This window comes from Rugamonas aquatica (genome assembly GCF_009380215.1).
GTDB classification, from domain to species: Bacteria; Pseudomonadota; Gammaproteobacteria; order Burkholderiales; family Burkholderiaceae_D; genus Rugamonas; species Rugamonas aquatica_B.
On sequence record NZ_WHUG01000005.1, the window covers coordinates 301950 to 324307 of the forward strand.

Genomic DNA, 22358 nt, shown 5'->3' on the forward strand with positions numbered 1-22358 from the left:
ACCTATTCTCCGATCTGTTGAGGAAGACGTTTATACAGCAGCAGCGAGTACCCCACCGCCAGCGGGGTCCAGGCCATCATCAGCACCAGCAGCACCCACTGCGGGGCGCCCAGCCACAAGGCAAACAGGCCCAGTACGCCGCTGCCCACCATCAGCTGCGCCGCCAGCCGGTGCGTGGCGTACCAAACACGTTCGCTGGCGATGGTCCACGGCGTGCGTATGCCCAGGAAGAAGTTGCGGCGCACCTTGCCCATCGGGTCGCCGGTCAGGATAAGCAGGATGAAGACGCCGGCCGGAATCGCCCGCTCCATCGGCACGGCGATGTGCAGCGTGGCCGCCAGCACCAGCACATAAACATAGGCGAGCATGCCGACGACAACGCCGAACGTGTAGTAGTAAGTCGATTCGAAGCCGGCCATGTCGAAGCGCCGCGGCGAGATGGCCGGCAGCACCACGCCCGTCAGCGCGATCACCGCCATCAGGCCGGGGCCCAGCAGCCATAAGGCCGCGCGCGAACTGTAGCCGTCCACCACGCCGTCGATATTCCAGTGCGTGGGCACCTGCTCGGGCAGCTGCGGCCAGAAGTAGACGGTGGCCGCGCAGGCGGCGGCGATCAATACGAAGCAAAACATCAGATAGCGTGTTCTCATTTTTTCCTCGGTTTGGTTTCGGGGCCGGCCAGGTCCATTATCCACGACAGCACATCCTGAAGCACCGTGGTGTTCAAGCCGTACCAGATGGCCTGCCCTTCGCGGCGGCGGGTAATCAGGTCGGCTTCCGCCAGCACCGCGAAGTGGTGCGACATGGTGGGTTTGCTCATGTCGAAATGCGCCGCCAGGTCGCCGGCCGTCATCTCGCCCGGACGCAGCAGGCGCAATATCTCGCGCCTTGCCGGATCGGCGATCGCCTTGAACGCATTGTTGGAAGCCTTCATATTAAGACAGATATCTAATTAGATAATCATCTAAATATAGACCCGCATCGAACCCCGGTCAAGCGATTTGACGCATGCCGTGAGCATGGCTATGATTTGCTTTTTAATTAACTACGAAAGCAACGACCAATGCGCCTTACCGCCACCCTGGCTTTGATACCCGCCCTGCTCTTCAGCCCCACCGCCGGCGCCTTCGAGCGCCAGGACTGGCTCGACGACTATGCAGCGCTGAAGACGGCACTGGAGCAACGCTACGCCAACCTGGCATGGTTTGCTTCGCCACAGAGCGGCGTCAATCTGCCGGCGCTGGACAAGCGCACCCGCCGCCTGCTGGAGATTGCCGAAGACGATGCGATGGCCAAGGCAGCGCTGTCGGGCTTCATCAATGGCTTCCATGACGGCCACCTGTCCTCCGCCGGCCCGGTGCTGCAAACGAAAATCGCGCAGCCGCTGGCGATGCCCAAGGTCGACTACTCCAAATTGAATGCGACGCAGGCCTGCGCGATACTCGGCTATGCGCCGCAACGCGGCGTGGCGTTCTCGCTGCCGTTCGAGAGCCTGCCCGGCACGGTGCTGGAAGCCGACGGCCTGGCGCGCACCTTCCGCAGCGGCGTGGTGACGGCGCCCGATGGCACGCGCCTGGGCGTGGTGCGCATCTCCCGCTTCCGCGAGCAGGACGCCTCCCCTGCCGCCTGCATGCAAGCCTGGTCGGAGCGCCAGGCCAAGGGCGCGATGAGCGACGCCGACATCAAACCGGTGAAGGAAGCCGCCGGCGCGGCCTGGATGCGTACGCTGGCGGCGCAATTGCAGCACTTCCGCGAGCAGAAGGTGGCGGCGGTGATGGTCGACGTGGGCGGCAACTCTGGCGGCAACGACAGCGGCGACTGGGCCACGCGCCTGTTCACCGCGCGCGACGTGCATTCGGCGCCGATGCTGATGGTGGCGGCGCCGGTGGCGGCACAATACTTCGACGAGCAACTGGGCCAGCTGCGCGCAGCGCAAAAGGAAACGGATGCGACGCCGGAAGCGCAGACGATGCTGGAACAATCGATCGCCGCGTTCGAAGCGCGCAAGGCCGGCATCGCGGCGCGCGGCTGCGACCTGTCGTGGGCGTGGAGCGAGCAGCGGCCGTGGCAGCCGTATGGATGCAGCCGCCTGATCGAGGCCGGCTATGCCAGCGGCCAGGCCAGCTACCTGCCGGCCAAGTCCTTCGGCAACCAGAAAATCGCCTCCAGCATCTACTGGGCGGCCGAGGTGGATGAGTTGCGCGGCGCCTGGAGCGGGCCGGTGTATGTGCTGACCGACGGCGGCACGGCGTCGTCGGCGGAGATGTTTGCGTCGCTGATGCAGGATGCCGTCGGCGCCCGCATCGTCGGCGGCGCCAGCAGCGGCGACGGCTGCGGCTTCATGGCCAGCACGCCGCCGGTGGAGCTGCCGCATTCGCATCTGCGCTACCGCGTGCCCAACTGCACGCGTCTGCGGGCCGACGGCAGCAACGAGGTCACAGGCGTCAAGCCGGACCTGCCCATCCTGCCGGCCGATGGCGAGGGCGACCGCGCCCGCGCCTGGCGTCTGCTGGATACGGTGGCAGCCGACCTGCGCGCGCGCAGCGCCAAACCTTAAAGGGTTTTGACGAACTCGCGTATGCCGCCGAGCAGCATTTCGATGGACATCGCGGTCAGGATCAGGCCCATCAAGCGTTCGAAGGCGGTCATCACCTGAGGGCCGAGGACTTTCTGCAGTTTCTCGGCGCTCAGGAACACCGCCAGCCAGACCAGGCCCACGGCCGCCAGCGCGGCCACGTGCACCAGCACCTCGCCGGTGCTCTCGCGCGAGAACAGCAGCACCGTGGCCAGCGCCGACGGCCCGGCCAGCGCCGGGATCGCCAGCGGCACGATGAACGGCTCGCCGCCCTCGGTGCGGCCCAGCACGCCGTCCGGATGCGGGAAGATCATGCGGATCGAGATCAGCAGCAGTATCACGCTGCCGCCGATGCGCAGCGACACTTCCGACAACTGCAGCGCGGTCAGGAAGTGCCGGCCGAAGAACATGAAGATCAGCAACAGCACGAAGGCGATCGCGCACTCGCGGATGACGATGCGCGAGCGGCGCGCGACCGGCACGGGGTTGAGCACGCTGGCGAACAGCGGCACGTTGCCGAACGGGTCAGTCACCAGCAGCAGCAGGATGAAGGTCTGGAAAAAGTTCTGGGTCATGGCATCCCTGGGTCAAATGAAAAACGGGAGCCGAAGCTCCCGTTTGCAGTGTACCACCAGATTCAGCTTATGCCGATTTGCGGCGGCGTGCTACCACACCAATCAAGCCCAGGCCTGCCAGCAGCATGCCGTAGGTTTCTGGTTCTGGTACTGGCTGCGCGTAAGTGTAAGTCACGTGGGCGTAGCCATTGAAAGCCGTTACGCTCAGCGACTTGGTGTTACCCGAAGTGCCATTGAACGCCGAGCTGGCGGTGCCAACCAGACTGGCGTGCACGGCGCCAGCGCCAGAGAACAGCGACAGCGTGCCGGCGTCCGAGAACACTGCCGAATTGCTGAACAGCGTGGCGCCAGGGGCGTAGGTCGCACCCGACAGGCCGCTGTAGTTGGCGACGCCGTCAAAAGACTCTTCGACGAAGCTCTTGGCAACGGTACCTTGCAGTACCACCAGCGTGCCGGTCGCAGCGCTCAGCACCAGTTTTTCGCTAGCGGAAGCGTCGATCGTCGAGCCGGAACTGGTGCTCATGTTTTCCACCTTCAGCGTCGGCGTGAAGGAGCTGAACAGCTCAACTTTCACCGATTGCAAGGTACCCAGCGTGGTGTCGAATTTGGTCAGGTCCAGCACGCCATTACCAATTTTGGCATTAGCGATGACGTTGGAATTGACGGTAACGGTATGGCTAGCAGCGTGGGCAGCAGCCGCGCCGCTCAGAGCCGCGATGGCGACGAGAGTTTGAGTCAGTTTTTTCATGTTCTATCCGTGTTAATGTCCGTTTTTCGGCGGGCGTATCGAGTTGGTGCAGCTCAGGCCTTGCGCGCTTTGCGCTTGGCGACGACGCCGACCAGAGCCAGGCCGGCCAGCAGCATGCCATAGGTTTCTGGCTCAGGAACTGGAGCGGTGGTGTAGGTGTAAGTTACCTTGCCGTAGCCACCGACGGTGGTCATGAAGTTTGCTTCAACGCCGTCGCCGTTGGCTTGGGTGAAAGCCTTGGCCGCGAACAGCGTAGCAACATTGCCGTTGCCGGTGAACAGGGCCAGATCGCTGGAGCCGTTGAAGCTGGCGCTGTTCGACAGCGAGTAAGCGTTGGTCAGGTTGAGGATGCCCTTGCCGTCGATGGTGGCATCCTGGTTCAGCAGAGGCGCCGAGAACAGCACCAGGGTGCTGTTGTCCGGACGGTTCAGCCACACGTCCACGCTCAGGCTGACTGGAACGGTAATCGCGTCGTCGTTGTAGTTGGTCAGGTCGACTTTACCAGCGACGTCTGCGAACAGATCGAATTTAACGGAAGTCAGCGTGCCCAGCGATGCATTGAACTGTGCGAAATTCAGCACGGCGGTCAGATCGGTCTGGGTGCTAGCGATGACATTGCTGGTGAAGGTTTGAGTGGCAGCCGATGCAGCTGCGGAAACGAAGCAACCTGCTACGAAGAGAGCTTGCGCGATTTTGTTCAAATTCATTGATATTCCAATTCAGATTATTTTTTCACAGGGGAAATATTTTTGCCCGGCCAGACTTCGTGGCGTGGCAAAAAATCTGTTTCCGCCAAACCTTAAAGCAATCTTAACACAAAATATCCTATTTGCATTTCTTTTTCCACATCTAACAGGATATATTTGCAACTATTGTTGCCTTAGAGTATTTATTTGTCGTCAAGTAACCACATGTAAAAAAAGCGGCCATCGGCCGCTTTTCTGCAGGGCAACAAACAGCTTAGTTTGCGCTCTCGCCTTTCTTGATCCATGCCGCCAGCTGGTGCGGACGGATGCCGTCGTAGTCTTCGAACGGCTGATGGATCCACGGGTTGTGCGGCAGTTCTTCCATCTGGTAGTCCGGCTTGAACACCGAGCTGCCCTTGGTCCAGATCACTGCCGAACGCACTTCGGTCACGCCTTCGAAGTTATCCTTCAAATGCTTCATCACCTTGACCAGCGTGACGCCCGAATCCGCCAGATCGTCGACCAGCAGGATGCGGCCGCTCAGCGGGCCCTTGGTCATCGTCATGTATTTGGCGATGTCCAGATCACCGCGCACGGTGCCGGCTTCTTCGCGGTACGAGCTGGTCGACAGGATCGCCAGCGGCACGTCGAAGATGCGCGAGAACACGTCGCCAGGACGCACGCCGCCGCGCGCCAGGCACAACACCTGGTCGAACTTCCAGCCCGACTCGTGCACCTTGAGCGCCAAGCGCTCGATCAGGCGGTGGTATTCATCCCAGGAGACCCAGAGGTGTTTTTCGTTCGTTTGTGGGGTCGTCATTTTTGTGCAATCCTTTTATTACTCGAATGGATGACGCAGCACGATCGTTTCTTCGCGATCCGGGCCGGTCGATACCATGTCAACCGGCACGCCGACCAACTCTTCGATACGTTTGATATAAGCGCGGGCCGTGGCCGGCAGCGCCGCCAGCGACTTGGCGCCCACGGTGCTGTCGGTCCAACCCGGCATTTCTTCGTACACCGGCACGCAACGGGCGGCTTCTTCAGCGCCGGACGGGAAGATGTCCACGGCCACGCCGTCGATGGTGTAGCCGGTGCACAGCTTCAGCGTTTCCAGGCCGTCCAGAACGTCCAGCTTGGTCAGGCACATGCCCGTCACGCCGTTGATCTGCACCGAACGGCGCAGCAGCGCCGCGTCGAACCAGCCGCAGCGGCGGGCGCGGCCCGTCACGGTGCCGAATTCGTGGCCCACTTGCGCCAGGTGATGGCCAACGCCTGCATCGGTCGGCAGTTCCGAAGGGAACGGGCCGGAGCCGACGCGGGTGGTGTAGGCCTTGGTGATGCCCATGATGTAGTGCAGCATGTTCGGACCGACGCCGGCGCCGGCGGCGGCATTGCCGGCCACGCAGTTCGACGAGGTGACGAATGGGTAGGTGCCGTGGTCCACGTCCAGCAGCGAGCCTTGCGCGCCTTCGAACAGCAGGTTGGCGCCGGCCTTGTGCGCTGCGTACAGCGCGCTCGACACGTCGGTCACCATAGGACGCAGGCGCGGCACGTAGGCCAGCGCGTCTTCCAGGGTCTTCTGATAGTCGACCTTAGGCGCCTTCAGATAGTGTTCCAGCACGAAGTTGTGGTAGTCCAGGTTCTCGGCCAGTTTTTCTGCGAAGCGCTTTTCGTTCAGCAGGTCGGCGACGCGGATTGCGCGGCGCGCGACCTTGTCTTCGTAGGCCGGGCCGATACCCTTGCCGGTGGTGCCGATCTTGGCTTCGCCACGCTTGGCTTCACGGGCCAGGTCCAGTGCCGAGTGGTAAGGCAGGATCACAGGCGCTGCGTCCGACACCTTCAGGCGCGACGCGACTTCGACGCCGACCTTTTCCAGCTTGTCGATTTCGCGCAGCACGTCCGGCACCGACACCACCACACCGTTACCGATGTAGCAGGCCACGCCCGGGCGCATGATGCCCGACGGGATCAGTTGCAGCGCGGTCTTGACGCCGCCGATGACCAGCGTATGGCCGGCGTTGTGGCCGCCCTGGAAGCGGACCACACCTTGTGCATGATCGGTCAACCAGTCGACGATCTTGCCTTTACCTTCATCGCCCCATTGGGTACCGATGACGACGACGTTTTTTGCGTTTTTCTTTGACATCACACTAACCTAAGTTTTTAAGAATCCAGTTGCTACCATTATCGTCGAGAACCAGAGCGCGGTCGCACTCGAACTCGTCCAGTTCGTTGCTGTGACCCGGCAAACTTTGGATCACGACTTCGCCGGACTTGCGCAGTTCGGCGATTTTTTCCTTCAATTCCGGCGCATTGCCCCACGGCGCGCGGATCGAATGCTTGCGCTCCGCGGTCGGCAACAGTCGCGCCAGTTCGCGCAGGTCGAGCGAGAAGCCGGTGGCGGGACGCGCCCGGCCGAAGGCCTCGCCTACGTGATCGTAACGGCCGCCGCGCGCCACGGCGTTCGGCAAGCCCGGCACGTACAGCGCAAACATCGCGCCGCTTTCGTACTGATAGCCGCGCAGGTCGGCCAGGTCGATCGCCACTTCGGCGCGGTTGATGGCCGAGGCCGCCAACGCCGCCAGTTCGGCCAGCGCCTTGGCGATGCCCGGCAGATCGGGCAGCACTTCGCGCGCCCGCTTCAGCACTTCGACATCGCCGTACAGATTCGGCAGGGCCAGCAGCGCGTCGCGCACCACCGGCGAGTATTTTTCAGTCAGGGCCTGCAGGCCCGGCACGTCTTTGGCGCGCAGCAGCAGGTACAGGCTGGCTTCGTCCTTGGCCGCAGCGGCATCGCCTTCGATGATGGCACGCAGCACGCCCACATGCGTCAGGTCCAGGCGGACTTCGGTGAAGCCGGCCAGGGCCAGCGAGGCCAGCGCCAGTTCCTGGATCTCGGCGTCGGCTTCCAGGCCGGCGTGGCCGTAGATCTCGGCGCCGATCTGCAGCGGCTCGCGGGTCGAGTGCAGGCCCGACGGACGGGTATGCAGCACGCTGCCGGCGTAGCACAGGCGCGTGACCGAGGCACGGTTCAGCAGGTGGGCGTCGATGCGCGCCACCTGGATGGTCATGTCGGCGCGCAGGCCCAGCATACGGCCAGACAACTGGTCCACCAGCTTGAAGGTGCGCAGGTCGGTATCCTCGCCGGCGCCGGTCAGCAGCGACTCCAGGTATTCCAGCAGCGGAGGCATCACCAGTTCATATCCGTACAGACGGAAATTATCCAGCATCAGGCGACGCAACTCTTCAATCTTGCGGGCTTCCGACGGCAAAACGTCGGCGATATTCTCGGGCAAAAGCCAATTCGGCATGGGGAGGCAATTTAAAAATGAACAATGTGACGCACGCGCCGTGGCCCGTGAAGCGGAAGGCCGAACCTGATATTTTACGCGAAAATGCGTTGCGGGAGGGGAAAAAGATACGATTGATGTCATTCCCGCGCAGGCGGGAATCCATACTGACTATGGATTCCCGCTTTCGCGGGAATGACTATACAACTTATTTTTTGGCAGGAGCCGGGGCTGAGCCGGCGGCGCCGGAGCCCTTGAAATACTTGAAGAAGTCCGAGCTCGAATCCATCACCATCACGTCGCCGTGATTTTTGAAGGTGGCGCGGTAGGCTTCCAGGCTGCGGTAGAACTTGTAGAACTCAGGGTTCTTGCCGAACGCTTCAGCGTAGATCGCCGAAGCCTTGGCATCGCCCTCGCCTCGCATCTGCTCCGCATCGCGATAGGCTTCCGCCAGGATCACGGCACGCTGACGATCAGCATCGGCACGGATCTTCTCCGAGTCGGCCGAACCGGTCGAACGCAGCTCGTTGGCCACGCGCAGACGCTCGGCCTTCATGCGCTCGTAGACCGAGTTGTTGATCTGCTCAACATACTCCACGCGCTTGAGGCGCACGTCGATGATCTCGACGCCAATCTGTGCCGACTCCGCCACCACCTTGGCGCGGATGCCCTCCATCACCTTGCCGCGCTGGCCGGAGATCACTTCGCCCACGGTGCGCTTGGTGATTTCCTCGTTCAGCGCCGCCTTGACGATCTGCGACATGCGATCGCGGGCGCGATTCTCATCGCCGCCGAAGGTCACGTAGTACAGCTTGGGCTGGTTCTCGTTGCGGCCGATGCGCCATTTGACGAAACTGTCGACCAGAATGTTCATCTTCTCGGCCGTGATGAAGCGCTCGGCGTCCGGCGTCTCGATGGTCATGATGCGGTTATCCAGATACACGACGTTCTGGAACGGCGGCGGCAGTTTGAAATGCAGCCCCGGCTCGCGTATCACTTCCTTGATCTGGCCCAGCGCGAACACGATCGCATACTTGCGCTGGTCGACCACGAACATGGTCGACGACAGCAGCAGGAAGGCGACGAAGGCCGCTATGAGGGTACTGGCTATGCGGTTCATTAACGACCCTCCCGTTCACGTAAGGCATCGCGGGCGCGTGAATCGCGCTGGCGACTGACTTCCACCTGCGGCATCACATCGGCCGGCAGCGTGGTGGTCGATGGTGGCGTGGCGGCTGCCTGCGCGGCGGCGCGGGCCGCTGCGGCTGCGCTGTCGGTGGCCGCAGCCTGGGCGATCAACTTGTCCAGCGGCAGATACAGCAGGTTGCTGCCGCTCTTGGCATCGACCATCACCTTGCTTGCGCTGGTGAAGATCTGCTGCATGGTTTCCAGGTACATGCGGTCACGCGTGACGCCCGGAGCCTTCTGGTACTCGGTCAGCACCTGCTTGAAGCGCGCCGCGTTACCGGTGGCGTTCTCAGTGACCATCGAGCGATAGCCTTCGGCTTCCTGCAACAGGCGCGAGGCGGCGCCGCGCGCTTTAGGAATCACGTCGTTGGCGTAGGCCTGGCCTTCGTTCTTCTGGCGCTCGCGGTCCTGGCCTGCTTTGACTGCATCGTCGAAGGCGCCCTGCACCTGCTCCGGCGGTTGCACCGCTTGCAGGGTGACGTTCGAAATCAGCACGCCGGAAGCGTAGCGGTCGAGGATCTGCTGCATCAGCTGCTGGGTTTCGAGGGCGACCTTGTCGCGGCCCTCGTACAGCACGAAGTCCATCTTGTTCTTGCCGACGATTTCGCGGATCGAAGTTTCGGCCACCTGGCGTACGGTGTCCTCTTCGTCGCGGTTGTTCATCAGCCAGGCCACCGGGTCTTTCAGCTTGAACTGAACGGCGAACTGGATGTCGATGATGTTCTCGTCGTCGGTCAGCATCAGCGATTCGCGCGCCTGCTTGTTCTTGACGTTGCCGCGATAGCCGATTTCCACCATGCGCATTTGCGAGACCTTGACGGTTTCGTCGCTCTGGAACGGATACGGCCAGCGCCAGTTGAAACCGGAGCCGGCGAGGTGACTGACTTTGCCGAAGGTGTAGACCACGCCGGCCTGCCCTTCCTGCACGATGAAGGAGCCGCTGGCGAGCCAGATCAGCGCGACCACGGCGCCGATGGCACCGGCGGTGGCGCGCATGCCGGCCAGGTCGGAACGGCCGCCGTTGCCGCCGTTGCCGCCGCCATTGCCGCCGTTACCGTCGGGACGATTCTTCTGGCCGAAGAAGCTGTTCAGGCGCTGATTAAAATCGCGCCACAGCTGCTCCATGTCCGGCGGACCTTCGCCGGGCTTCTTGCCTTCATTGGCTTGCGGCTTGCCTTCTTTCTGGTCCGAGCCCCAGCGGGGATCGTTCAGCGACAGCTTCAAGCCGAGACGTTTCATAAGTGACGAGACACGCATTAGTGTGATCCGACATGAGTAAGGGTGGGACTGCTATCCGGTTCCGCTTCGGTTTCAGCTGGTTCTTCGTCTGCTTCTTCATCGACGTGGTAGGCCTGATTGAGCCGGGCACCCGGCGCGTTCTTGGCCCATTCCACGATGGCGCCGCGCAGGAGGTCCAGTCCTTGACCGGTGCGGGCGCTGAGGAAAACGCGGGAAATCTTATCATATTCATCCCGCTCAACCGACGGCTCCAGGCCTGCGGCGTCGATCTTGTTCCACACCAGAATCTGCGGAATATGATCGGCGCCGATTTCCTTGAGCACCAGGTTGACCTGCTCGATCTGCTCCATGCGCACCGGCGACGAAGCGTCGACGACGTGCAGCAGCAGGTCGGCATGGATGGTCTCCTCCAGCGTGGCGCGGAAGGCCGCCACCAGCTGGTGCGGCAGCTCGCGCACGAAACCGACCGTATCGGAGATCACCACATTGCCCACTTCCTGCCCCATGTAGACACGGCGCGAGGTGGTATCCAGCGTGGCGAACAATTGATCTGCTACATAAACGCCGGCCTTGGTGACGGCGTTGAACAGCGTCGACTTGCCGGCATTGGTGTAGCCGACCAGCGACACCGAGAAGGTCTGGCTGCGGCCGCGCGAACGGCGCTGGGTTTCGTGCTGCTTGCGCAGCTTGTCCAGACGCGCGCGCAAGGCCTTGACCCGCTCGCCGATCAGCCGGCGGTCGGTCTCCAGCTGGGTCTCACCGGGACCGCGCAAACCGATACCGCCCTTTTGACGCTCAAGGTGAGTCCAGCCGCGTATCAGGCGCGTGGCCAGATGCTGCAGCTGAGCCAACTCCACCTGCAGCTTGCCCTCGTGGGAGGCGGCGCGCTGGGCGAAGATGTCGAGAATCAGGCTGGTGCGGTCTAGCACCCGAATGTTCAGGCGCTTTTCCAGGTTACGCTGTTGAGCCGGCGACAGCGCGTGATTGAAGATGACGATTTCGATGCGGTGATCCAGCACGGCCAGACCGATTTCATCGGCCTTGCCGCTGCCGACGAAATAGGCTGCGTCCGGGGAGGAGCGCTTGGCCGTGATCGTCGTTACCGGTTCTGCACCTGCTGAACGGGCCAGCAGTTGCAGTTCCTCGACGCTGGCGGCAAAGTCGCCCTGACCGAAATCGATACCGACTAGAGCTGCGCGCATACGACGGTCAGGCAGATTGGGAAGAAGCGGTGTTGCAAGCGCTTATTCCGCTTCGGATTCAATGTTGAGGTTGACGGCGCGTGCCGGTACCACGGTGGAGATGGCGTGCTTGTAGACCATCTGGGTCACGGTGTTACGCAGCAGTACGACGTACTGGTCGAACGATTCGATATGGCCTTGCAGCTTGATGCCGTTGACCAGGTAGATCGAGACAGGAACATGCTCTTTGCGCAAGGCATTGAGGAATGGGTCTTGTAACAGTTGCCCTTTGTTGCTCATAACAGCTCCATTTTATGTTGTTGTGTTGGAATTGGAGGCGAAACGCTTAATTTCAAGTACGTGGCCCAGCGAAAGTCAAACATTTTTCGCTGAAACACCGTTCGCCACGGGGAGAATGGTGCTTCTAAGCCACTGTAACCTGTTTTTGCCTTTTTTGCAGGGCGCACCTGCAAAAAAAACCGCTTATTTCGACTGAGTTTTCGCGAATGGATTCTTACCGGTACGCAGTTCGATGCGCAGCGGCGTACCCACCAGGTTAAACGTATCGCGGAAATGCTTTTCCAGATAGCGCTTGTAGGGCTCGCCGACCGCGTCCAGGGCATTGCCGTGGATGACGATCACCGGAGGATTCATGCCGCCCTGGTGCGCATAACGCAGCTTAGGACGGATCGAACCCTTGCGGCGCGGCTCCTGCTTCTCCACCGCTTCGATCAGCGCGCGGGTCAGCTTAGGCGTCGACAGGTCGGCGAACGCGGCTGCATAAGCCTGGTCCAGCGACTTCATCAACGGGCCGATGCCCTGCGCCTTCAGCGCCGAGATGAAGTGCATCTTGGCGAAGCCGAGGAAGTCCAGCTTGCGGTCGATGTCGATCTTGATCTCGTCGCGCTCGTCGGTGCGCAGGCCATCCCACTTGTTGACGGCGATGACCAGCGCGCGGCCGGTTTCCAGCACGAAGCCGGCGATGTGCGCGTCCTGCTCGGAGATGTCCTGCTGGGCATCGAGCATCAGCACGACCACGTTGGCTTCCGAGATCGATTGCAGGGTTTTGACGACCGAGAATTTCTCGATCGCTTCGAACACCTTGCCGCGGCGGCGGATACCGGCCGTGTCGATCAGCGTGTACTGCTTGCCGTCGCGCTCAAATGGAATCTCGATCGAGTCGCGGGTGGTGCCCGGCATGTCGAAGGCGATCACGCGCTCTTCGCCCACCAGGGTGTTGATCAGCGTGGACTTGCCGACGTTCGGACGGCCGACCAGTGCGATCTTGATGCCGTGGTCAGTCTTCTCCAGCTCGGCCGCGTCTTCAGGACGCTGGGCGAAGGCCAGGTCGAGCGCCTCGTCCACCAGGTCGGCGACGCCGTCGCCGTGTGCCGACGAGATCGAGTAAGGCTCGCCCAGTCCCAGTTCGTAGAAGTCGGCGACGACTGCGGTGTAGCGCATGCCTTCCGACTTGTTCACGACCAGCATGACCGGACGGCCGCTTTTACGCAGGAAGTCGGTAATGGTTTTGTCATGCGGCGTCAGGCCCTGACGACCGTCGACCAGGAAGACGACGATGTCGGCTTCGGCCACGGCCTGCTTGGTCTGCTTGGCCATCTCATGCATGATGCCTTCCTTGGCGACCGGCTCGAAGCCGCCCGTGTCGATGACGAGGAAGGGACGTTCGCCGACACGGCCCTCGCCATAGTGACGATCTCGCGTCAACCCAGGCAAGTCCGCCACCAGCGCATCGCGCGAGCGGGTCAGACGATTAAACAAGGTCGATTTCCCTACATTGGGTCGACCCACTAGTGCGATTACCGGCTTCATTTTATTACTCGACCGCGAGAGCGGTCACTGTCCCTGATTGGGTTTGGAAAATCAAATTCGTGCCGGCGATGACAGGGTCCGATTGGATCGGGCTGCCATCGGTCGCGGCGCGACCTAGCAAAGCGCCATCTTCCCGCGACAGGAGATGGATGTAACCCTGGTAGTCGCCGACGGCTACGGCACGGCCGTAGGACACAGGCGTCGACAGGCGGCGGTAAGCCAGCTTGTCGTTCTTCCAGGCGTTGCTGCCGTTTTCACGGCTATAGGCTGCAACTTCGCCTTTGTCGTCGGAGACGAATACAAAACGCTGGTCCACCGCCACGCCCACGTCGGACGAGGCAGGCTTGCTCCAGTGCGGTGCGCCGGTGGTGGCGTCGTAGCAGGCCACGCGGCCCTGGTACGACACGGCGCAGACATCTTTTTCCAGGATCACCGGCGTGCCGGCGATATCGGTGACGCGTTCCAGTTCGGTGGCGCCGCGCGGTTCGCCGACCACCACTTCGAAGCGCAGCAGGCCGCCGGCCAGGGCCAGCGACAGCAGCTTGCCGCCCGGCTGGGCGACATACACATTCGGGCCGTTGATGACCATGCCCGGCGCGTTGCGCAGGGTCAGGGCCGGCGTGGTGCGGGCCACGCTCCAGCGTTTGACGCCGGTCTTGGCTTCATACGCGGTGATCTGGTTGTCGACACTGCGCACGACCACGACGCCGCCGCCCACCACCGGCGAGGACAATACCTCGCTGCTGGCCTGGGCTTTCCACAGCTGCTTGCCGCTGGCGTCGTACGCAAGGATAACACCCTTGACGCCGCCGACCACGGTTACCTCGCCATCGCTGCCGACGCCGGCCGTGAGGTCGGTGCCGGTCTTGACGTGCCATTGTTCCTTGCCGGTGGCCGCGTTCAGGCGCACCAGCGCGCCGCCGCCGTCGGCCACGTACAGGCTGTCGCCCACCAGCGCCGGGGTAAAGACGGCGGTGCCGGCCTTGCCCATCGAGTATTTCCAGACCGTCTTGGGCGTGACGCCGCCCTTCAGTTCAACCAGCGGTGCAGGCAGGTTCTTGGTTTCTTTGGACGAGAACAAGGAACAACCGGCCAACATCGCAAACACGCTTGCAGCAATAACTTTTTCGGTAATACGCATAAATTTTCAACCTTGATCGTTACGTATAACGTCGCCCTCGCGAAAGCGGGGGCCCATGCTGAATATGCTCAGCATGGATTCCCGCCTGCGCGGGAATGACGCGTGGTTATGCTGCGTCCTTGGCGGCAGGCACGGAGCCGCCGATGGCTTCGAATTTCAGCTGGATCAGCTGACGGCCAGGGTTCTTCTTGTCGGTGGCGTCCAGCGCGGCCTGGTAGGCGGCGCGGGCTTCCACCAGCTTGTTCTGCGCGACCAGGATGTCGCCCTTGCGGTCGGCCACGGTGCCGGCGAATTGCGGCGCCACTTCGCCGGACAGCACTTTCAGCGCTTCATCGTAGGCTTTCTCGTCCAGCAGCAGGCCGGCCAGGCGTACCTTGGCCACCGCCTTGAACTCGTCGCCGCCGTGATCGGCAGCCCATTGCAGCTGGGCCTTGGCCGATTTCAGGTCGTTGGCTTCGAAGCTGCTCTTGGCCGCCACCAGTGCGCTCATCGAGGCGTAGGCGGTGCTGCCGAATTTGCTTTCCATGTCGCCGGCGGCGCGCAGCACCTTGGCGTTGTCCTTGGTGCCCACGGCCGCTTGCAGCTCGTCGTACAGCGCCGACGCTTGTGCAGCCTGGGTGCGCTGGTAGTAGTTCCAGCCGGTGAAGCCCGAATACGCGGCCAGGCCGGCGATCAGCACCCACGAGGTCAGATTGCCGTACTTGTCCCACCATGCTTTGAGGGTCGCAATTTGTTCTTGTTCTTCGAGATCGTATGCCATGTCAGTTCGTCTGCTAGAGGTTAAGTAAATGCGGGTTATTGAAAGTACAGCTTAGTGATTGCAATGCTCGTCGTGCACGTGGTGGTGATGGTCGCCGCTGTCGGTGATCTGGTCGACGACGAAATCGACGACGTCGTCGAACGGCACCGTCGACTGCTGCGCCGCGCCCTCTTCCGCGCGCATCGCCTTGACGCTGGCGGTGTGGTTGGCCACTTCGTCTTCACCGATGATGACGGCGAACGAGGCGCCGCTGCCATCGGCTTTTTTCATCTGGGTCTTGAAGCTGCCAGGGCCATTGGCGGTCGAGGCGTGCATGACCACATCCAGGCCGGCGTCGCGCAGGCGCTCGCCCAGCACGAAGGCTTGCAGCTGCGCCGCTTCGCCTTGATGCACCAGGTAGACATCGCACTGGCTCGGCGCTTCCGGCTCGCCGGCTTCCTTCATCAGCTCCAGCAGGCGCTCGATACCCATGGCGAAACCGACGGCAGGCGTCGGCTTGCCGCCGAACGAAGCGATCAGCGGATCGTAACGGCCGCCGGCGCACACAGTGCCTTGCGAGCCCAGTGCATCCGTCACCCATTCGAACACGGTGCGGTTGTAGTAATCGAGGCCGCGCACCAGGCGCGGGTTGATGACGTACGGGATGTTGTTGTGGTCGAGGATCTTGCGCACGCCGTTGAAGTGGGCCAGCGACTCTTCGCCCAGGTAGTCCAGCAGCTTCGGTGCGGCGTTGACGATTTCCTGCAGCGCCGGGTTCTTGGTGTCCAGGATGCGCAGCGGGTTGCTGTGCAGGCGGCGCTTGGCTTCGGCGTCGAGCAGGTCTTCGTGTTTTTCCAGATACGCGATCAGGTCGACGCGGTGGCGCGCGCGCTCTTCGGCGTCGCCGATCGAGTTCAGTTCGAGGCGGATGTTTTCCAGGCCCAGGTCATCCCACAGGCGGCGGCACAGCATGATCATTTCGGCGTCGACGTCAGGGCCGTTGAAGCCAACGGCTTCGCAACCGAACTGGTAGAACTGGCGATAGCGGCCGCGCTGCGGACGCTCGTGGCGGAACATCGGGCCGGTGTACCACAGGCGCTTAGGGCCTTCGTAGACCAGGTTATGCTCGATCACCGCGCGCACCGTGCCGGCCGTGCCTTCAGGACGCAGCGTCAGCTTGTCGCCGTTCATCGAGTCTTCGAACGAGTACATTTCCTTTTCCACGATGTCGGTCACGGCGCCGATGGCACGCGCGAACAGCGCGGTGTTTTCCACGATAGGCGTGCGGATCTGCTGGAAGCCGTAGCTCTGCACCACCGATTGCGCGGTGTTCTCGAACAGCTGCCACAGATGCGAATCGGTCGGCAGGATGTCGTTCATGCCTTTGACGGCGGTGATTTTTTCAGTTTTAGACATATTCTTTACTGTAGTTCTTCTTAACGTAATTCAGCACGATTTCCTGGAACTCTTCGACAATGCGCTCACCGCGCAGCGTGGCGAACTTGGCGCCGTCGACGAACACCGGCGCGGCCGGCGATTCGCCGGTGCCCGGCAGGCTGATGCCGATGTTCGCGTGCTTCGATTCGCCAGGGCCGTTGACGATGCAGCCCATCACGGCCACGTTCATCGCCTCCACGCCCGGATAGGTCTTTTTCCACTCCGGCATCTGGTCGCGCAGATAGGTCTGGATGTTGTCGGCCAGTTCCTGGAAGGTGGTCGAGGTGGTGCGGCCGCAACCCGGGCACGCGATCACCATCGGCGTAAATTTGCGCAGGCCCATGGTCTGCAGGATCTCCTGGCCGACCACGACTTCCTTGGTGCGGTCGCCGCCCGGTTCCGGCGTCAGCGAGATGCGGATGGTGTCGCCGATGCCCTCTTGCAGCAGCACCGACAGCGCGGCCGTCGAAGCGACGATGCCCTTGCTGCCCATGCCCGCTTCGGTCAGGCCCAGGTGCAGCGGATAGTCGCAGCGCTTGGCCAGTTCGCGGTACACGGCGATCAGATCCTGCACGCCCGAGACTTTGCACGACAGGATGATCTTGTCGCGGCCCAGGCCCAGCTCTTCGGCACGCACGGCGTTCTCGATGGCGGAGGTAATCAATGCCTCGTACATCACCGCCTGCGCGGACCACGGCTCGGCGCGGCCGGCGTTTTCGTCCATGATGCGGGCCAGCAGCGCCTGATCCAGGCTGCCCCAGTTGACGCCGATGCGCACCGGCTTGTCGTAGCGCGCGGCCACTTCGATCATCTGCGCAAACTGCGAGTCGCGCTTGGCGCCCTTGCCGACGTTGCCCGGGTTGATGCGGTACTTCGACAGCGCCTTGGCGCACTCCGGATAATCGTTGAGCAGCGTGTGGCCGTTGTAGTGGAAATCGCCGACCAGCGGCACGTCGATCTCCATCTTGTCCAGCTGTTCGCGGATGTAGGGCACAGCGGCAGCGGCTTCAGGACGGTCCACCGTCAGGCGCACCAGCTCCGAACCGGCGCGCGCCAGTTCCTTGATCTGAATCGCGGTTTCAATCACGTTGGCGGTGTCGGTGTTGGTCATCGACTGCACCACCACGGGGGCGTCGCCGCCCACCCAGATCTTGCGCTGGCCGTGCATCACCAGCACGCGGCGGCTGGCGCGGCGATTCAATGGTCCCGAAGGGATAGCTGTTTGCGTTGAAGACATGATCGTTCTATTCGTACTTTTAACTTATTTGATGTTCACGCGCGAAATCGTACCGCCCGCGACCGGCGGCAAGGCCAGCGGCGCGCCGCCCAGCGTGGCTTCCACGCCGCCCGGTTTGCCGACGATCAGCAGTGCCGGATCCTTGATATCGAAGGTCTCGGTGCTGCCGGCTTTCACCAGCCGCGAAATCAGCGGCGTCGTGCCTGGGCGGCGGATTTCCACCCACGAATCCTGCGTCACTTTCAGCACCAGCTGGCTACCGCTGGCTGCCACCGGAGCGGCGGCCGGCGGCGATACTTGTGCAACCGGCGCGGCCGGAGCCGGTGCAGGCGCTGGCGCCGCAGCGGCTGGCGTCGTTGCCGTCGCCGTCGCCGGGGCGGCATCCGCCGGCGCGCCTTGCGGCGGCACCGAAATCAGCGGCACGCTTGGCGTCTGCAACGGCGCGGTTTCCTGGCCCGGCTTGGCGATCGTGGTTTCGATCGGCGCAATCGCCGCTTCGGCCGGCTTCGGCAACTCAGCGCTTGCGCTGGCCGATGCATCCTTGTCCGAGCGCTGGAACAGCGTGGCCGGGATCAAACCGGTCTGGTAGGCATACGCGCCGGCGGCGGCCACCACCACCACGGCCGCCACGCCGACCAGCCACGCGGCCGGACCGGGCGAACGTCCCGTCATCGACGGGAAGCGCGACTCGGTGAAGGTGGCGGCGATTTCCTTGCGCGGCGGCGCAGCCTCGTGGCTGGTCGGCGAAATCACTTCGATCATCGCCACCAGCGGCGTGGCGTCTATCTTCACGACCTTGGCGTAGGCGCGCACAAAGCCGCGCACCACGGCCATATTCGGCAGCGCGGCGTAGTCGCCCGCTTCCAGCGCCTTGACCTGGCGCGGGGCCAGCTTCAGCTGGTCGGCAATCTGTTCGACCGTCAGCCCCATCGCTTCGCGCTGGGCTGCCAGTTGTGCTCCGGGCGTGGCCAGGCTGCTGCCCTGGTCCTTTGGCGGTTCTGCCCACTCTGAATTCATTGGTATCCCTGTCTCACTCATCAAACGCCCCACGTTGATAAGCAGCATACTCGGTCGAGCCGGGGTGGTGGCGGCGCAATTGCGTCGCCCAGCCAGCTTCCGCACCCGTATCGCCCAGCTTATGCTGCACCTTAATCCCGAGCCACAGCACTTCGGCCGTCAGGCTCTCCATCTTTGCCACCTTGTTCAGACGGGTAATGAAGAAATTGGCGCGCACATAATCGCGCTTTTCAAAATAAACCCGCGCCAGATTGGCGTTGGTGGCCGGCAGGTCGGGCGTCAACTGCAAGGCTTGCAGCAGATAACGCTCCGCGCTGGCGTAATCCTTGATCTTCAGTGCGCAGGAACCGGCGTTGTTCGCGGCGTTGGCCGGCGAACGGTAGGACCGGTTGCCCAGGGCCGCATCGAACAGCGGCAGCGCCTCGGCCACGCGGCCGGCCTGGCACAGGAACGAGCCGTAATTGTTGGCCAGATCCGGGTTCGTAGGCGCCAGCTTGCGGGCGCGCACGAAGTTGTCCTCGGCCAGGCCATGCTCGCCCATCGCCTGGTAAATCAGGCCGCGCATGCCGTAGCCGTCGGCATAGGCCGGATCGGCCGCCAGCGCCAGCTTGACTTCGTCCAGCGCGAACGGGTACTGGCCCTGTTCGTAGTAGCCGACCGCCAACTGCATGCGGATCTCGACCTTGCGCTGGGCTGCGGTCTGGTCCGACACGGTGGGCAGTTCGGCCTGGCCGCTGTTGCCGCGTTCCGGTCCCGGCGATGCGCAGCCGGCCAACGCCCCTGCCGCGCACAAGGCGACGAGACTGAGCCGGCTCCGCTGCGCCAGGAAGGTCATCAGGAACGAATCTCCACGATCTTGCCGAAGTTGGCGCCGAATTTTTGCTGATACTCGGCCATCTTCTCCATGCGCTGGGCGACCTTGGTGCGGTCCTGGACTTCGCCGGCCAATTGGCCGCAGGCGGCGTCGATATCGTCGCCGCGCGTTTTGCGGATGGTAGTGACGATGCCGCCGTCGACCAGGATCTGCGCGAAGGCCTTGATGCGCGGGTTCTTCGAGCGCAGCAGGCCCGATTCCGGGAAGGGATTGAACGGAATCAGGTTGAATTTGCAGTTGACGCCGAACTCGCGGTCCTGCACCAGGGCCAGCAGTTCACGGGCGTTCTCGTCGGAGTCGTTGACGCCGTCGAGCATGCAGTACTCGAAGGTGATGAAGTCGCGCGGCGCAAATTCCAGGTAGCGCTTGCAGGCGGCCATCAGCTCTTTGAGCGGGTATTTTTTGTTCAGCGGGATCAGGCTGTCGCGCAGCTTGTCGTTGGACGCGTGCAGCGAGACGGCCAGCGCCACCGGCACTTCCTGCGACAGCTTGTCCATCATCGGCACCACGCCGGAGGTGGACAGGGTCACGCGGCGGCGCGACAGGCCGTAGGCGTTATCGTCCAGCATCAGCTTGAGGGCGGTGGCGGTCGGCTCGAAGTTCAGCAGCGGCTCGCCCATGCCCATCATGACCACGTTGGTGATCTGGCGTTCGCCTTTCGGGCCGGGCTCAATGCCCTTGGTGCGGCGCAGTTCGAACTCCGCCATCCACAGCTGGCCGATGATTTCGCCAACCGACAGATTGCGCGAGAAGCCCTGCTTGCCGGTCGAGCAGAAGCGGCAGTTGACGGCGCAGCCGGCCTGGGTCGAGATGCACAGCGTGCCGCGGTTTTCTTCCGGGATGAACACGGTTTCGACCGCGTTGCCGTTGCCGACGTCGACCAGCCATTTGCGCGTGCCGTCGGTGGACGTGTGGTCGCTGATGATGGCCGGCGCCGTGACGTGGGCGCGGGTTTTCAGTTTGTCGCGCAGCGACTTGGCCAGATCGGTCATGCTGTCGAAATCCGACGCGCCGAATTGGTGGATCCAGCGCTGCAGCTGCTTGGCGCGGAACGGCTTCTCTCCCAACTCGGCGCAATAAGCGATAAGCTGCGCGGGATCGAAGTCCAGCAAGTTGGTCAGAGGTGCGTTCATATTCTGGTTCAAAACAGTACTAATCATTTTTTCCGTTTCCGCACCGCGGCGCGGAAACGGATCTACTAAAAATTACTTACCGAAGAAGTAAGCGATTTCAACTTGGGCGGCTTCGACAGCGTCGGAACCGTGAACAGCGTTAGCGTCGATCGAATCGGCGAAGTCGGCGCGGATGGTGCCTTTGTCAGCCTTCTTAGGATCGGTAGCGCCCATCAGTTCGCGGTTTTTCAGGACTGCGTTTTCGCCTTCCAGAGCTTGGATCATGACTGGACCGGAGACCATGAAGTCAACCAGATCCTTGAAGAAACCGCGCTCTTTGTGCGCAGCGTAGAAGCCTTCGGCTTCTTCACGCGACAGTTGCTTCATTTGAGCAGCAACGATCTTCAGGCCAGCGCCTTCGAAGCGGCTGTAGATTTGGCCGATTACGTTTTTTGCAACTGCGTCTGGTTTGATGATCGACAGGGTGCGTTCGATTGCCATTTAAAAAACTCCAATAAAAAGAAAGGTTTAAAACAAAATTGATAACTCAATCAACCTTTGATTTTACCATAGAACACCCCATATACCGAGAAACGGCAGTAGATAAGCTTGCAAGATAGGCCATGACAGCCTGTTTGGCGAGGAAAAATCAGGCATATGGCCGTATTAAGCCATCTTTAAGCAGGTTTTCGGGCCTATTTTGCGCATTTTTACCCCGGCGTGCTATGCTTTTGGCAAGCGGTATTCGAATCACTATGAAGGAGGTTCTTTATGAACAACATGCAAAACACCTACGACCTGGCGGGAAGCCGCCAGTCGGTGCAGCACAAAGTGCTGCGCAACACCTACTGGCTGCTGGCGCTGTCGATGGTACCGACCATTTTTGGCGCGGTGCTGGGCGTCTCGCTGCACCTGCCGCTGGGCGGCGGGCTGATGGCGCTGCTGTTCCTCGGGATCGCCTTCGGCTTCATCTGGGGCATTGAGAAGAACAAGGATTCCGGCCTGGGCGTAGCCCTGCTGCTGGGCTTCACTTTCTTCATGGGCTTGTGGCTGACGCCTCTGCTGTCGCGCATCCTGGGCTTCTCGAACGGCGGCTTCCTGATCATGACCGCGTTTGGCGGCACGGCGTCGGTGTTCGCGGTGCTGGCGACCATCGCCACGGTATCGAAGCGCGACTTCTCGGGCATGGCCAACTGGCTGTTCGCGGGCGTGGTGGTGATCCTGCTGGCATCGGTCGCCAACATCTTCCTGGGCATCCCGGCGCTGGCAATCGTGATTTCGGTGGTAGCGATCGCGATCTTCTCGGCTTACATCCTGTATGACGTGCAGCAGATCATCAACGGCGGCGAGACCAACTACATCCGCGCCACGCTGAACATCTACCTGGACGTGTACAACATCTTCGTCAACCTGCTGTCGCTGCTGGGCATCTTCGGCGGCAACCGCGACTAAGCGACACCAGCAACACCATCGAAAGCCGGCCTAG

At 62.2% G+C, this 22358-nt stretch carries 23 protein-coding genes; 2 read left to right on the plus strand and 21 right to left on the minus strand.

Annotated elements, in window-relative coordinates; translation table 11 throughout:
* Positions 1–2: 2 nt before the first annotated feature.
* Both GEV02_RS15340 and GEV02_RS15345 read right to left on the minus strand, forming a co-directional pair.
* Entirely contained in the window at positions 3–650 is a 648-nt protein-coding gene (locus tag GEV02_RS15340) for an SdpI family protein (protein ID WP_152838816.1), read from the minus strand.
* Positions 647–934 carry an autorepressor SdpR family transcription factor gene (locus GEV02_RS15345; RefSeq protein ID WP_152838817.1) on the minus strand — a complete coding sequence of 96 codons (288 nt, stop codon included), beginning with the start codon at positions 932–934 and terminating at the stop codon, positions 647–649. Before GEV02_RS15345 ends, GEV02_RS15340 begins: the two co-directional genes overlap by 4 nt.
* A gap of 129 nt (positions 935–1063) precedes the next feature.
* Between GEV02_RS15345 and GEV02_RS15350 the strand changes: the two genes are divergently transcribed.
* Positions 1064–2557 carry a S41 family peptidase gene (locus GEV02_RS15350; RefSeq protein WP_152838818.1) on the plus strand — a complete coding sequence of 498 codons (1494 nt, stop codon included), beginning with the start codon at positions 1064–1066 and terminating at the stop codon, positions 2555–2557.
* Here GEV02_RS15350 and GEV02_RS15355 read toward each other — a convergent pair.
* From GEV02_RS15355 to ndk, 19 genes are all read right to left on the minus strand, one after another.
* Positions 2554–3150, minus strand: coding sequence for a MarC family protein (locus GEV02_RS15355; protein ID WP_152838819.1), 597 nt, complete (start codon positions 3148–3150; stop codon positions 2554–2556). The two genes, GEV02_RS15350 and GEV02_RS15355, sit on opposite strands and share 4 nt — an antisense overlap.
* A 67-nt stretch (positions 3151–3217) precedes the next feature.
* A complete protein-coding gene (locus GEV02_RS15360) occupies positions 3218–3898 on the minus strand; it encodes a choice-of-anchor E domain-containing protein (protein WP_152838972.1) in 681 nt (226 codons plus the stop codon).
* A 53-nt stretch (positions 3899–3951) separates the two neighbouring features.
* A complete protein-coding gene (locus GEV02_RS33280) occupies positions 3952–4605 on the minus strand; it encodes a choice-of-anchor E domain-containing protein (RefSeq protein ID WP_152838820.1) in 654 nt (217 codons plus the stop codon).
* Positions 4606–4858: 253 nt separating this feature from the next.
* Entirely contained in the window at positions 4859–5404 is a 546-nt protein-coding gene (locus GEV02_RS15370) for a phosphoribosyltransferase (RefSeq protein WP_008450601.1), read from the minus strand.
* An 18-nt stretch (positions 5405–5422) separates the two neighbouring features.
* On the minus strand, positions 5423–6733 hold the full coding sequence (locus GEV02_RS15375) for an adenylosuccinate synthase (protein WP_070268654.1): 1311 nt from the start codon (positions 6731–6733) through the stop codon (positions 5423–5425).
* A gap of 4 nt (positions 6734–6737) precedes the next feature.
* The gene (locus GEV02_RS15380; RefSeq protein ID WP_008450606.1) at positions 6738–7898 is read right to left on the minus strand and encodes an ATP phosphoribosyltransferase regulatory subunit; all 1161 of its coding nucleotides are present in this window, start codon (positions 7896–7898) and stop codon (positions 6738–6740) included.
* Positions 7899–8085: 187 nt separating this feature from the next.
* Positions 8086–8997 (minus strand): protease modulator HflC, encoded by a 912-nt coding sequence (gene hflC / locus GEV02_RS15385; protein ID WP_152838821.1) that lies wholly within the window; start codon positions 8995–8997, stop codon positions 8086–8088.
* A complete protein-coding gene (gene hflK, locus GEV02_RS15390; RefSeq protein ID WP_235922789.1) occupies positions 8997–10304 on the minus strand; it encodes an FtsH protease activity modulator HflK in 1308 nt (435 codons plus the stop codon). Before hflK ends, hflC begins: the two co-directional genes overlap by 1 nt.
* 17 nt (positions 10305–10321) lie before the next feature.
* A complete protein-coding gene (gene hflX, locus GEV02_RS15395) occupies positions 10322–11506 on the minus strand; it encodes a GTPase HflX (RefSeq protein ID WP_152838823.1) in 1185 nt (394 codons plus the stop codon).
* 42 nt (positions 11507–11548) lie between these two features.
* A complete protein-coding gene (gene hfq / locus GEV02_RS15400) occupies positions 11549–11785 on the minus strand; it encodes an RNA chaperone Hfq (RefSeq protein ID WP_008450615.1) in 237 nt (78 codons plus the stop codon).
* 183 nt (positions 11786–11968) lie between these two features.
* Positions 11969–13315, minus strand: a complete 1347-nt coding sequence (gene der, locus GEV02_RS15405) for a ribosome biogenesis GTPase Der (RefSeq protein WP_152838824.1) — start codon at positions 13313–13315, stop codon at positions 11969–11971.
* A gap of 4 nt (positions 13316–13319) precedes the next feature.
* Entirely contained in the window at positions 13320–14456 is a 1137-nt protein-coding gene (gene bamB / locus GEV02_RS15410) for an outer membrane protein assembly factor BamB (protein WP_152838825.1), read from the minus strand.
* A gap of 106 nt (positions 14457–14562) precedes the next feature.
* Positions 14563–15216, minus strand: a complete 654-nt coding sequence (locus tag GEV02_RS15415; RefSeq protein ID WP_152838826.1) for a YfgM family protein — start codon at positions 15214–15216, stop codon at positions 14563–14565.
* A gap of 51 nt (positions 15217–15267) precedes the next feature.
* Complete coding sequence (hisS, locus tag GEV02_RS15420; RefSeq protein WP_152838827.1) at positions 15268–16611, minus strand: histidine--tRNA ligase; 1344 nt, start codon at positions 16609–16611, stop codon at positions 15268–15270.
* The gene (gene ispG, locus GEV02_RS15425; protein ID WP_152838828.1) at positions 16604–17869 is read right to left on the minus strand and encodes a flavodoxin-dependent (E)-4-hydroxy-3-methylbut-2-enyl-diphosphate synthase; all 1266 of its coding nucleotides are present in this window, start codon (positions 17867–17869) and stop codon (positions 16604–16606) included. Before ispG ends, hisS begins: the two co-directional genes overlap by 8 nt.
* Positions 17870–17893: 24 nt before the next feature.
* Positions 17894–18886, minus strand: a complete 993-nt coding sequence (locus GEV02_RS15430; protein ID WP_152838829.1) for a helix-turn-helix domain-containing protein — start codon at positions 18884–18886, stop codon at positions 17894–17896.
* A gap of 13 nt (positions 18887–18899) precedes the next feature.
* Complete coding sequence (pilW, locus tag GEV02_RS15435; protein ID WP_152838830.1) at positions 18900–19721, minus strand: type IV pilus biogenesis/stability protein PilW; 822 nt, start codon at positions 19719–19721, stop codon at positions 18900–18902.
* Complete coding sequence (rlmN, locus tag GEV02_RS15440; protein ID WP_043481175.1) at positions 19721–20893, minus strand: 23S rRNA (adenine(2503)-C(2))-methyltransferase RlmN; 1173 nt, start codon at positions 20891–20893, stop codon at positions 19721–19723. Before rlmN ends, pilW begins: the two co-directional genes overlap by 1 nt.
* Before the next feature lie 72 nt (positions 20894–20965).
* The gene (ndk, locus tag GEV02_RS15445) at positions 20966–21373 is read right to left on the minus strand and encodes a nucleoside-diphosphate kinase (protein ID WP_008450630.1); all 408 of its coding nucleotides are present in this window, start codon (positions 21371–21373) and stop codon (positions 20966–20968) included.
* Positions 21374–21643: 270 nt separating this feature from the next.
* Between ndk and GEV02_RS15450 the strand changes: the two genes are divergently transcribed.
* Positions 21644–22324, plus strand: coding sequence for a Bax inhibitor-1/YccA family protein (locus GEV02_RS15450; protein WP_152838831.1), 681 nt, complete (start codon positions 21644–21646; stop codon positions 22322–22324).
* Positions 22325–22358 lie beyond the last annotated feature (34 nt).